The organism is Fictibacillus iocasae, assembly GCF_042665465.1.
GTDB lineage: Bacteria > Bacillota > Bacilli > Bacillales > Fictibacillaceae > Fictibacillus > Fictibacillus iocasae.
Genome location: NZ_JBHTCP010000009.1, coordinates 1 through 12,346, shown reverse-complemented (window position 1 = coordinate 12,346; position 12,346 = coordinate 1). Strand labels below are relative to the sequence as shown.

General features: G+C 48.0%; 12 protein-coding genes. 10 read left to right on the top strand and 2 right to left on the bottom strand.

Going from position 1 to position 12,346, the window contains the following annotated elements:
• Positions 1-36 precede the first annotated feature (36 nt).
• The 7 genes from argC (at position 37) to argF (ending at position 9,406) form a co-directional block, all read left to right on the top strand.
• Positions 37-1,083, top strand: coding sequence for an N-acetyl-gamma-glutamyl-phosphate reductase (gene argC, locus ACFQPF_RS04210; protein ID WP_379746882.1), 1,047 nt, complete (start codon positions 37-39; stop codon positions 1,081-1,083).
• Between the two features lie 9 nt (positions 1,084-1,092).
• Entirely contained in the window at positions 1,093-2,319 is a 1,227-nt protein-coding gene (gene argJ / locus ACFQPF_RS04205) for a bifunctional ornithine acetyltransferase/N-acetylglutamate synthase (protein ID WP_379746880.1), read from the top strand.
• 15 nt (positions 2,320-2,334) lie between these two features.
• Positions 2,335-3,078 carry an acetylglutamate kinase gene (argB, locus tag ACFQPF_RS04200; protein WP_379746878.1) on the top strand — a complete coding sequence of 248 codons (744 nt, stop codon included), beginning with the start codon at positions 2,335-2,337 and terminating at the stop codon, positions 3,076-3,078.
• Positions 3,075-4,238, top strand: coding sequence for an acetylornithine transaminase (gene argD, locus ACFQPF_RS04195; protein ID WP_379746876.1), 1,164 nt, complete (start codon positions 3,075-3,077; stop codon positions 4,236-4,238). Before argB ends, argD begins: the two co-directional genes overlap by 4 nt.
• Positions 4,239-4,304: 66 nt before the next feature.
• A complete protein-coding gene (locus ACFQPF_RS04190; RefSeq protein ID WP_379746874.1) occupies positions 4,305-5,375 on the top strand; it encodes a carbamoyl phosphate synthase small subunit in 1,071 nt (356 codons plus the stop codon).
• The gene (gene carB / locus ACFQPF_RS04185; RefSeq protein WP_379746872.1) at positions 5,368-8,475 is read left to right on the top strand and encodes a carbamoyl-phosphate synthase (glutamine-hydrolyzing) large subunit; all 3,108 of its coding nucleotides are present in this window, start codon (positions 5,368-5,370) and stop codon (positions 8,473-8,475) included. Before ACFQPF_RS04190 ends, carB begins: the two co-directional genes overlap by 8 nt.
• Positions 8,453-9,406 carry an ornithine carbamoyltransferase gene (gene argF, locus ACFQPF_RS04180; protein WP_379746870.1) on the top strand — a complete coding sequence of 318 codons (954 nt, stop codon included), beginning with the start codon at positions 8,453-8,455 and terminating at the stop codon, positions 9,404-9,406. Before carB ends, argF begins: the two co-directional genes overlap by 23 nt.
• On the opposite strand, the gene ACFQPF_RS04175 is transcribed toward argF, so the two are convergent.
• The gene (locus tag ACFQPF_RS04175) at positions 9,389-9,649 is read right to left on the bottom strand and encodes a NifU family protein (protein ID WP_379746868.1); all 261 of its coding nucleotides are present in this window, start codon (positions 9,647-9,649) and stop codon (positions 9,389-9,391) included. The two genes, argF and ACFQPF_RS04175, sit on opposite strands and share 18 nt — an antisense overlap.
• Before the next feature lie 137 nt (positions 9,650-9,786).
• Here ACFQPF_RS04175 and ACFQPF_RS04170 point away from each other — a divergent pair, with 137 nt between their 5' ends.
• Positions 9,787-10,113, top strand: a complete 327-nt coding sequence (locus tag ACFQPF_RS04170; RefSeq protein WP_379746866.1) for a YuzD family protein — start codon at positions 9,787-9,789, stop codon at positions 10,111-10,113.
• Positions 10,114-10,283: 170 nt separating this feature from the next.
• Entirely contained in the window at positions 10,284-10,592 is a 309-nt protein-coding gene (locus ACFQPF_RS04165) for an LSm family protein (RefSeq protein ID WP_379746864.1), read from the top strand.
• Between the two features lie 48 nt (positions 10,593-10,640).
• On the opposite strand, the gene ACFQPF_RS04160 is transcribed toward ACFQPF_RS04165, so the two are convergent.
• A complete protein-coding gene (locus tag ACFQPF_RS04160) occupies positions 10,641-11,705 on the bottom strand; it encodes an NAD(P)/FAD-dependent oxidoreductase (protein ID WP_379746862.1) in 1,065 nt (354 codons plus the stop codon).
• Between the two features lie 216 nt (positions 11,706-11,921).
• Here ACFQPF_RS04160 and ACFQPF_RS04155 point away from each other — a divergent pair, with 216 nt between their 5' ends.
• Positions 11,922-12,158 (top strand): YuzB family protein, encoded by a 237-nt coding sequence (locus ACFQPF_RS04155; RefSeq protein WP_379746860.1) that lies wholly within the window; start codon positions 11,922-11,924, stop codon positions 12,156-12,158.
• Positions 12,159-12,346: the final 188 nt, after the last annotated feature.

Genomic DNA, 12,346 nt, shown 5'->3' with positions numbered 1-12,346 from the left:
TTCAAGTTATAATGAGAACTATCATTGTGAAAGAAGGTGGCTGAATTGGAGATTGGCATCATTGGGGCAACGGGATTCAGCGGCGTTGAGCTGTACCGGCTGTTGTGCAGCCATCCAGAAAAGCCGGCCGTCACCCTTTTCTCTTCCTCAAGAGATGGGCAGGACATAACCGAAGAATACCCCCATTTAAAAGGCATATCAACGAACAGCACGCTCAAAAAGCTGTCGCTTGAACATATAAAAAGGATGGATGTCGTATTTTCCTGCGCTCCGTCTGGCGTATCGAGAGAACTATTGCCTCCGCTGCTTGAAGCGGGAATTAGAGTCATTGATCTTGCAGGAGATTATCGGCTGAAAGACAGTGCATTATACGAAAAATGGTATAAAAAACCGGCGCCGCCGGAAAGGTGGCTTCACGAGGCCGTTTATGGATTATCAGAATATAACAGAGAGAGCATCAAACAGGCACAGCTGATCGCGAATCCCGGCTGCTATCCAACAGCCGTCCAGCTCGCTCTCCTGCCGCTGCTGAAGAATAACCTGATAGATCCTCTTTCACTTATTACTGATGCCAAAAGCGGTCTGTCAGGGGCGGGTGCGAGTCTATCGAAATCGTCGCATTACGCAAACGCGAATGAAAGTCTCTCGATTTATAAGATGAACGCGCATCAGCATATTCCGGAGATGGAGCAGTCGTTTGCTCAAATTGGAAAGTCGGAAGTAATCATGACGTTCAGCACGCATCTTGTTCCGATGACACGCGGTATTCTGGCGACAATGTATGCAGACTTGCTGCCTGGCGTTACCACAGAAATAATCTACGAGACATTACAGCAGCACTATGAAAACGAACATTTCATCAGAGTACATCAAGAGAACACACCGCTTTCCACCAATCAAGTGTCCGGCTCCAACTATTGCGACATCAGCTACTCGCTTGATGAGAGGACCGGGCGTCTTACCGTATATTCTGTGATCGACAATCTATTAAAAGGGGCAGCAGGCCAGGCTCTTCACAACATGAACATCATGATGGGCTTTAACGAAACATCAGGTTTACCGCTGATTCCACAATTTCCTTAGGAGGATACTATGATCGCATCTGCAAGCTCCATTCAGAAAGTGACCGGCTTTAACATAGCGGCGCCAAAGGGGTTCCGCGCGGGCGGCGTCCATTGCGGCATCAAACATAAAAAACTCGACCTCGGATTGGTTGTGAGTGACCTTCCTGCCTCAGCAGCAGCGGTGTACACGACCAACCAAATACAAGCAGCACCGCTGTTCGTGACAAAAGAAAGCATCAGCAAAGAGCAGAAGCTTCAGGCATTGATCGTGAACTCAGGCAACGCCAACGCGTGCACAGGCGCACAAGGTCTGGCTGACGCCTACGAGATGAGAAGCCTAATCGCGCAAAAGCTCAGCATAAGCGAGCACATGGCCGCTGTTGCTTCGACAGGTGTAATCGGCGAGCTGCTCCCGATGGACGCAGTCAGAACAGGAATACGCACGGTGGAAGCCTACGCCTCTTTAAAGAGCTCGATTGATTTCTCACAAAGCATCCTAACAACAGACACGGTCATGAAAAATACCACGTACCGTATGGCACTGGATGATAAAGAAATTACCATCTCAGGCACCGCCAAGGGATCTGGCATGATTCATCCGAACATGGCAACGATGCTCGGCTTCATCACAACCGATGCAAACGTAGAACCTGCTGCCCTGCAAGGAGCATTGAAGTATGCAGTCGACCGCACGTTCAATTGCATTACGGTAGACGGTGACACATCCACGAATGATATGGTGCTCATTTTGGCAAACGGATGTGCAGGCAACAGCCAGCTTCAGCCTCAGCATAAAGAGTGGAGTACTTTCATCGAAGCTCTTCTCCTCGTATGCGGTGATCTAGGAAAAATGATCGCAAAAGACGGAGAAGGAGCGACGAAACTTATCGAAGCCGTCGTAACGGGAACAGAAGATGATGAAGGTGCTAGAAAAATAGCCAAGACGATCGTCGGTTCGCCTCTCGTGAAAACGGCCGTGTTCGGATGCGATGCAAACTGGGGCCGCGTGATGGCGGCGGTCGGCTACAGCGGTGTGCCGTTTAACATTGGCAGTCTATCCATCTGCATTGGTCCGGTTTGTGTGGTGAAGGACGGAATGCCTGCTGACTTTTCAGAGCAGGATGTGATTGACTATTTGAAGCATCATGAAATCAAGATAGAAGTGAACGCAGGAAATGGCAGCGGAACCGGCACGGCATGGGGCTGTGATCTTACGTATGATTATGTGCAGATCAATGCCAGCTACCGCACGTAGGGAAGGAGTGAAGAGATGAGACATGTTATTAAAGCAGGCGGCAGTGTGCTGTCTCGTTTGAACACACCATTTTTTGAAGCGCTCAAACAGTTAACTTCGATCGGCCATGAAATTATTATCGTACACGGCGGAGGGCCTCACATTTCAGGAAGATTAGAAGAATGTGGCATACCGTTTGTAAAAGTGGACGGCATCCGGGTGACGACCAAAAAAGCGATGACCATCGTAGAAGAAACGCTTGCGGGAAACGTCAACACCTCGTTCGTTCGTACGCTGAATCAAGCCGGATTTGAAGCAGTCGGCCTGTCAGGCTATGACGCCAATCTTTTTCAATGCACATTATTAAACGAAGAAAAATACGGTCTTGTCGGCAAAGTGGAGATGACGAACGGAAGACTGCTTCGTCACATGCTCAAAGGCGGTTTCATTCCCGTCATCTGCTCAGTCGGCGTCGATGAGAACGGAGAACCTGTCAACATGAATGCCGATGCGGCGGCAGAAGCAGTAGCACGTGCAGTATCTGCGGATCAGATCACGTTCGTATCGGATGTGGACGGCGTGCTGCACAGCGGGAAGCTTATCGCTGCAGCGACACGAATGCAAATAGCAAGCCTGATGCATGACGGCACGATCTACGGAGGCATGATTCCAAAAGTGGAGGCAGCACTGAACTGTCTGGATAACGGTATCGAGAAGGTATGCATATCTGGGCCTGCACTTAATGGAACGTTGATTGTAAAGGAGGAATGTGCCGTATGAGCGCTTTATTTCCAACATATGCGAGGAAGCCTCTTTCTTTTGTAAAAGGAGAAGGTACCGTATTAACTGATGATAACGGAACAGAATATCTTGATTTCACGAGCGGAATCGCTGTTGTGAATCTAGGTCACAGCCATCATTCACCGCTTGAGGCGCTGCAGAAACAAAGCGGGAAGCTCTGGCATGTGTCCAACCTTTTTGAAAACAAACTGCAGGAAGACCTGGCGGCTATGCTCGTTGATAACACTCCGCTCAATCTGGCTTTTTTTTGCAACAGCGGTGCTGAGGCGAACGAAGCGGCGATCAAGCTTGCGAAAAAGCATACAGGCAAAAAGAAAATCATTACGTTTCAGCAGTCTTTTCATGGCCGGACGTTTGCCGCGATGTCAGCGACGGGCCAGGAAAAAATTAAAACAGGTTACGGTCCGATGGTGCCAGAGTTTGATATTGTTCCGTACAATGACAGCTCGGCGCTCTTGCACGCAGCAGACGCTCAGACTGCGGCCATTATGCTTGAAGTCGTTCAAGGAGAAGGCGGCATCATAGCAGCTGAACCGGGCTTTTTGCACACGATTAACAGGCTGTGCAAGGAAAAGAACATCCTGCTTATCGTAGACGAAATTCAGACAGGTATGGGTCGCACAGGCAAGCGCTATGCGTTCGAGCACACCATTTTGGTGCCCGATATAGTCACGCTTGCCAAGGGTCTTGGAAACGGATATCCAATCGGGGCGATGCTCGGTAAAGCGTTTCTGAAAGATTCATTCGGGCCTGGCAGCCATGGAACGACCTTTGGCGGGAACCATCTGGCATGTGCTGTCGCGAGCTCCGTCGTACAGACGATATTTAACGAAGCGTTTTTGAAAGAAACAGAGAAAAAAGGGGCGTTTTTTATGCACCTTTTACAGAGCTGCTTGCATGATCAGCCACTGTTCAAAGAGTTAAGAGGAAAAGGCCTACTAATCGGAATACAGTGCAGCAATGTCGCGGCCCCAATTGTTGAAGAACTTCAGAATAACGGCTTGCTTACTGTTCCAGCCGGAATGGATGTTATCCGCTTGCTGCCGCCATTGACGGTATCGCATGAGGAGCTGCAAAAAGCGGCAGCTGTCATTAAAGGCGTGTTTGTGTCTCATAGTAAGCTGACTGAAAAAGTTTAAATTTTTTTGCATAAGACTGTATAAAAATTCATATTTACGGTTTTTTATTAGAAAGGAGCAGCCAAGATGAACGGAATACTTAAACTTTCCAACGGCTCTGTGTTTGACGGTCGATGGGAAGGCGGGGAGCAGGCGGTTAGCGGAGAGGCGGTCTTTTTTACAGGGATGACTGGGTATGAAGAAGTGCTGTCTGATCCATCTTACAAGGGGCAGATTGTCGTGTTTTCGTATCCGCTGATTGGCAACTACGGAATTTCTGCAGAAAACATGGAATCCGCACATATTCAGCCTGCCGGTGTAATCATAGCAGACGGGTACAGCGGTTTTATTCCTGAAAAGAAAACATCGCTTCTATCATTCTTAAAATCGGCCGGTGTTCCCGTCATGACGGGTGTAGACACACGCAGTCTCATTCAATCAATTCGCACAGAAGGTTCGATGAAAGCATGTATGAAACCGGAATCGGCAGGCGAGCTGGAACTGGACAACACCGTTCCATTCAAAGTGAAAGAAACGGCAACATCCGGGTTTGTGGCTGCTGGCAGGGGTGACTATCACGTGGTTCTCATGGATTTTGGCTACAAACGGTCCATTCTTCAGTCCCTGCTGGAATTGAACTGCCAAGTGACAGTTGTACCGTTTGATACACCGATTCAGCATATTAAGAAGCTCAACCCGGACGGGATATTATTTTCAAACGGACCCGGAGATCCTAAACAGCTGAAACCATGGTTTGGCGTGTATAAAAAGCTGGCCGAACAGTACCCGTCATTTGGAATCTGTCTCGGCCACCAAATTCTTGCCCTCGCTTTTGGCGGAAACACACGAAAGCTGAAGTTCGGCCATCGCGGAGCGAACCACCCGGTCATGAATACAATGACAGGCAAAGTGAGCATGAGCTCGCAAAACCACAGTTATGTAGTGGAAAGTGACAGCTTGCATAAAACAGGATTTGATGTGAGTTTCAAAAACGTGAACGACGGCAGTGTGGAAGGACTGTCTCACCGGTCGCTGCCTGTGTTCTCTGTGCAGTTTCATCCGGAAGCGGCGCCGGGTCCGCGTGAACATCTGGAGCTTTTCCACGACTTTATATCATCGATGAAAAACAGCCAAAAGAAGGTGAAGCAATATGCCTAAAGATAACGCTCTTCAAAAAGTGCTTGTGATCGGGTCGGGCCCGATCGTCATCGGCCAGGCGGCAGAATTTGATTATTCCGGAACACAGGCGTGCAAAGCCCTGAAAGAAGAAGGATTGTCCGTTATCCTGATCAACAATAACCCGGCGACAATCATGACCGACTATACTTTCGCCGATAAGGTATATTTTGAGCCAATGACCGTTGGAAGTGTGGAACAGATCATCCTAAAAGAACAGCCGGACGGTATCTTAGCATCTGTAGGCGGACAGACAGGCTTGAATCTGGCGATGGAGCTTCATGAAAAGAACATACTGCAGCAATACAACGTCAAGCTTCTTGGCACGAGCGTCGAGTCCATCATGCAGGCAGAAGACCGTGACCAGTTCCGCGCGCTCATGCACAAGCTGAACGAGCCGGTTCCAGAAAGTGAGATCGTGACAACGGTACAAGAAGCCATCACGTTTGGTGCGCAGGCAGGCTATCCAATTATCGTGCGCCCCGCCTACACGCTTGGCGGTTTCGGCGGCGGCATCGCAGAGAATAAAGAACAACTTTCACAGCTAATCAGCCAGGGCCTCTCAGCAAGCCCGATTTCACAATGCCTGGTCGAAAAGAGCATCGCCGGCTATAAAGAGATCGAATATGAAGTGATGCGAGACAGCAGCGGCACGTGCATCACGGTATGCAACATGGAGAACATGGATCCAGTCGGGGTTCACACAGGCGATTCCGTCGTAGTGGCGCCCAGCCAGACACTCGATGACCAGGAATATCACATGCTTCGATCAGCCTCTATTAAAATCATTGAAGCATTAAAGATCATCGGCGGTTGCAACATCCAGTTCGCGCTTCATCCCTCAACAAAAGAATATTTTCTGATCGAGGTGAACCCGCGCGTGAGCCGTTCTTCTGCTCTCGCATCTAAAGCCACCGGGTATCCGATCGCGAAAATTGCAGCAAAGCTTGCAGCAGGCTATCAGCTTTACGAGCTGAAAAACCCGGTCACCGGCACGACGTATGCGAGTTTTGAGCCGGCACTCGATTATGTGACAGTCAAGATTCCAAGATGGCCGTTTGATAAATTTCCCGAAGCCGACCGCAAACTGGGCACACAGATGAAAGCGACAGGCGAAGTGATGGCGATTGAGCGGTCGATGGAGAGCGCTTTTCAAAAAGCCATCCGTTCGCTTGAACTGAAAACAAACGGGATGTTTCTCAAACGGCTCGGAAAGATGAAGGAAGTAGAACTGCTTCACTTGGTCCTCTCACCGGCAGATGAGCGGCTGTTCGCTCTTCTTCAGCTGCTTTACAGCGGCTATGATGTGCAGAAACTGATCAGCGCAACCGGCATCACACCGTATTTTATGTACGTTTTGCAAACACTCGTTCAGATGCAAAAAAAGCTGGAACACTATACTCTTCAAGATGCTGATGAAACGATTTTAAAGAGAGCAAAACAGATGGGATTCAGCGATCTTCAGCTTTCTGAGATGTGGAACTGCTCGGAATTAGACGTACGCAGAAAGCGAAAGAAAGCGAATATTACTCCTTCCTATAAGATGGTCGATACGTGTGCGGCCGAGTTCGAAGCGAGCACATCTTATTATTATTCCTCATGGTCGGGTGTGAGCGATAAGCAGCCGGGTTCTGGAAAAAAAGTAGCCGTCATCGGTTCGGGACCGATCCGCATCGGCCAGGGTGTTGAGTTTGATTATTGCTGTGTGCACAGCGTGATCGCCGCTCAAAAAATGGGCTATGAGACCATTATGATCAACAACAACCCTGAAACGGTCAGCACCGATTATGAAATTGCCGATAGTCTTTATTTTGAGCCGTTAACAGCTGAGGATGTGCTGAATGTGCTCGAGTTTGAAGGCATCACACAGGTTATTCTGCAATTCGGCGGACAAACATCGATCAATCTTGCAAAAGACCTTGAAGCTGCGGGGATCGAAGTGCTTGGGGCAGGGGCGGAAATCGTCGATCAAATGGAGGACCGTGAAAAATTTTACGCATTTTTAGAAGCATGCGGCATCGACCGGGTGCCCGGCAAGACAGCGGCTGCCGCTTCTGATGTTCTTCCGTACGCAAAAGAAGTCGGCTATCCTGTCCTTCTTCGTCCGTCTTATGTCATTGGCGGAAGCGGTATGAAGGTGTTTCAACATGAAGAATCATTAAAGCAGTATGTCGACACAGAAAATATTGATTATCCTGTGCTAGTCGATCATTTTTTAACAGGATCCGAGGCGGAGGTAGACTGCCTCACAGATGGCAGCTACGATTTTATTCCCGGTATATTTGAACATCTAGAAGGAACCGGGGTTCACTCCGGTGACAGCATTTCTGTTACGCCGCCCGTTTCTCTTTCAAACAGCGTTCAAGAAAAAATACGGCACATGACGGGTGCGATCGCTCGGAACATGCCGTATAAAGGGTTGTTCAACGTCCAGTTTGCGATAGAAAATGATCGTGTTTATGTGCTCGAGATCAACCCGAGGGCTTCCCGGACGGTTCCGATCATCAGCAAGGTGACAGAAGTGTCTATCGTACAAAAAGCAACCGAGCTTTTATTGGGAAGCGATTTTTCAGAGCTCAAGATTAAGAGCTCATACAACAGCCAGCCATACTATACCGTAAAAGCCCCGGTCTATTCTCATATCAAGCTCCCAGGACTGTCGCCTGTTTTATCCCCGGTCATGACGTCAACCGGAGAGGTGATCGGAACCTCGGCACATTATCAGGAAGCACTGCATAAAGCGCTGAAAGGTTCTGCGCCTCAGCTGGTCGACCTTTTTGGCGGAAACAAAAGCATGTATGTGGACGGAAAATTGGAGAACGAAGAAGAGTGGAAAAAGCTTGGATTCACCATTTTCCAATGCGAAACGACGGACTTCATGGACTGGATGAAACAAGAAAACAAGGCAGTGTTTGTTTCGCTAAGAGGCATGAGAGATGGGGTACAGGAATCTCTTGCCGCTCTGAACCGTCTTCATGTGTGGACGCGTAATGAAACAGCCGCCGCTTATCTTGCAGCACTGCAATATGAAAAATCTCTAATGAAGGATGGGATTGTGGATGGCGCTTATTCAGCAGTTTAAACCGAAATGGAGCAAGAAGGATTTTCTGGCATTAAGGGATTTTACATCCAGTGAGATCATGGATGTACTCCATTTAGCACTGGAACTGAAAAAACAGGGAAAGATGGCGCAGCCGCTTTTAAAAGGGAAGATTTTGGCGATGATATTCGAAAAATCGTCCACCCGCACCCGTGTGTCATTTGAAGCTGGCATGCTTCAGCTCGGCGGGCATGCGATGAACTTATCAACGAGAGATATTCAGATGGGGAGAGGCGAAACAGTAGCGGATACAGCGAAGGTACTGTCTGGCTATGTGGATGGCATAATGATCAGAACGTTTGATCAGTCTGTCGTGGAAGAGCTGGCAGCAAACAGCTCGGTTCCTGTTATCAATGGCTTGACTGACGATTTTCACCCCTGTCAAGTTCTCGCCGATCTGCTGACAGTCCTTGAAATAAAGGGATCGTTTCAAGGAAAGAAGCTCACGTATGTGGGAGACGGCAATAACATGGCGCATTCGCTTATGATGGGAGCCGCTAAGGTCGGGATGGACTGCACGATTGTGACCCCAGAAGGCTACAAACCGAAAGAGGTGTTCTTAAAAGCAGCGCAAGAAGCGGGGAAACTGACTGGAGCTGAAATTGTCTGGACGTCCGACCCGGTCGCAGGTGTTGATGGCAGCGATGTAATCTATACCGATGTTTGGGCGAGCATGGGTCAGGAGGAAGAGACGGCAGCACGCAACAAAGCGTTTGCTGGCTATCAAGTGAACGCCGAACTTGTCTCACATGCGAAAAAAGACTACACGTTCATGCATTGCCTGCCTGCGCACCGCGGTGAAGAAGTAACCGCTGATATTATCGACGGACCGCACTCTGCCGTGTNAAAAAACGGCTGGCTCAAGGATCCCCTTGAAGCCAGCCGCTTTTATTCATTAAAATACTTGCTCTAGTTCAACAACGCCGGGCACTTCTTCAAGAAGCGCGCGCTCGATGCCTGCTTTCAGGGTAATCGTGGAACTCGGGCAGCTTCCGCATGCTCCCATAAGGCGCACTTTAACTACACCGTCCTCAATGTCCACTAATTCTACGTCTCCGCCATCACGAAGGAGGAACGGACGCAATTTATCCAAAACTTCTTCCACTTGTTCATGCATCGTTGCATTTTCAGCCATGTTTTTTCTAGCTCCTTTCATGAAAAACCTTACTCTTATTATAAGATAACACCATGAAAAAATCCATGAACGAGTATCACGGGTTCTTGAATACTATCCGAAAGTCTGGAAATACGTTAAAATATAAGCAGCAGAACAGAGTGTGAGGTGGAACGGTCATGGAAATCAAAGAAGCACTGATCAAAGTGTACGGAGCAGAACATAAATGTCCGAGCTGCGTGAACTTGCCGTCATCAAAAGAAACAGCAGAATGGCTGGAGGCGGCGATCTCAAGAAAATTTCCTCAGCAAAAATTTGAGATCTCGTACATCAACATGGAATCCCCGCAAACAGGGAAAGACGCTGATTTTGTGAAGATGATGATAGAAGAGGATTTATTTTATCCGGTAGTCGTGTTAAACGGAGAAATCGTGGCAGAAGGCAATCCTCGCCTGAAGACGATATTTGAACTGATGGAAAAAAGTGGATACAAAACAGCAGGGTAAAAAGGGCGGAGTTAAGCCCTTTTTTTGTTGCGTTTGAGAGCTGGCTAGACGGGGTTCTAAACAAAAAACAGGTAAACGAATGCCCTTTTTTCTGAGAAACTGGGTTTGTACACATGCCTGTTTTGTACGGGTGAATATGATGGAAGGGATAATAAAGGAGGAACACTCTATTGCATCCGAAAAAAGACGAATCTTCTTCATCAGCTCAATACGGCATCCATTATACGCATCAGCATAGTCATTACCATATGCTTTGCCAGAAACATATGGGCAGGCAGGTAGAGATTGAAATGCAGGACGGCAAGGTGTACACTGGCAAAATGCACAGTTTTGACAATGATAACATGTACCTTGCTATGCAAGGCCAAACAGACCGGGACAGCCGCATCTTCTTCGCGGGGCCTTGGGTCTATCCAGGCTTTGGCGTATTCGGCTTCCCGTTCTTTGGCGTCCGCCGCTTCCGACCTCTTTGGTGGTAACAACAAAAAGGCTGAACCCTGCAAAGGTTCAGCCTTTTTGTTTGTTTCCTATACTTGATACTTATAGAGCCAAAGAATGCCTGATTTCAACAGTCTTGGAACGCGGCCGATAAGGGCTGCTGTTCCCATGGTGCCAAATCCGCTTTTCTTTCCTAATGACCCCATGACGCCCTTTAGCTTGATTTCGCCAAGCTCTGGCATCGGTTCATTGTTCCATTTTGCGATAAGAACTTCTGCGATCTGCTCTGCTTGCTCTTCGGCAAGCTGCGCGCTCGGTGCAAAAGGCAGGCTAGCACAATCTCCGACAACGAATACCGCGTCATTTTCAGGCAAGTGATGATAAGGAGAAAGCACGACGCGGCCTTGTGCGTCCTTTTCAATATCTAGCTCTCTGACGATACTATTCGGCTGGATGCCGGCTGTCCAGACGACTGCGTCACAATCCACTCTTTCATCATGATTGTAAAGACAGCCTTCCTCCACTTTTGTGATGTTGGAGCGGTTAATGACTTCCACGCCATGTTCGATAAACCAGTTTTGTACATAGTTGCTCAGGCGCTTCTTAAAGGCAGGGAGAATGATCTCACCGCGGTCGAAAAGCTTGATGGAAAGATCAGGACGGCTTTCGCGCAGTTCAGAAGCAAGTTCTACTCCGCTCAGTCCTGCTCCAACCACTCCAACGACAGCATTGGCCGGAAGGTTGTTTAATATTTGATACGTCTGTCTGGATTTATCGATCGTTTGGATGCTCAACGTATGCTCATGTGCACCTGGTACACCGTGGTACTTGTCTTCGCAGCCTAAGCCGATGATCAGGTCATCATAATAAACAGGATCTTGACCTTGCAGAGTAACGGCCTTTTCAGAAAGCTGAATTTCCGTCACTTCGCCATACACGATTTTCAAGCGAGGGTGATCTGGAAAAGGAACGCGAATATGATGGTCTGAAATTGTTCCCGCAGCTAACGCATAATATTCTGTTTTCAAGCAATGATATGGGACGCGGTCAATCAGAGTAAGCTGTATGTCTTCCGGAAGGCTGGATGATTGGAGCAGGCGCTTTAACGCGCGCATGTTGCCGTATCCTCCGCCTAGCAATACGAGTTGCTTCATGAGGCATTTCCCCTTTTCTCTTACATCATTAATCCAATACTTGTTGTATACCCTTTCAAAACCCACTATAAAAGAAACCGATTCCATAATTCAGTCAGTAATAAGTATAGCACTTCAAGGCGAATAGACAACACTTTTTGTCGAATAATAAGCCTTTGAAATTGACGGGCTGAGCTGAAACAGATAGGATAGGAATGATGAAGAGGTGAAGACAGCGTGAAGCCAATAATTGAGTTTTGTATAAGCAACCTTGCGAATGGGTCACAGCGTGCTCTCGAGCAGCTCGAAAAAGATTACGATTTGGATGTAATCGAGTACGGCTGCCTTGGCTATTGCGGCCAATGCTCACGTTCACTTTTTGCGCTTGTAAATGGTGAAGTGGTGACAGGCGAGAATCCAGATGACCTCGTCAGCAAGATTTATCAATTTTTAGATGAAAACCCAATGTTTTAAACGCCCGTCCTTGAGTGTTAAGGATGGGCGTTATTTGTTTTCATATCAGAATGGGATCAATTTATTTGGGAAAAATAACTAGGTGAATGAATTTCATAATTCCCGACCCTAGAGTACCAGGGTTTTCAGAACACGAAAAAAGGAGTACCTCCCCAAAAACTCGAATTTGTTAAGTACGACCAAAACAA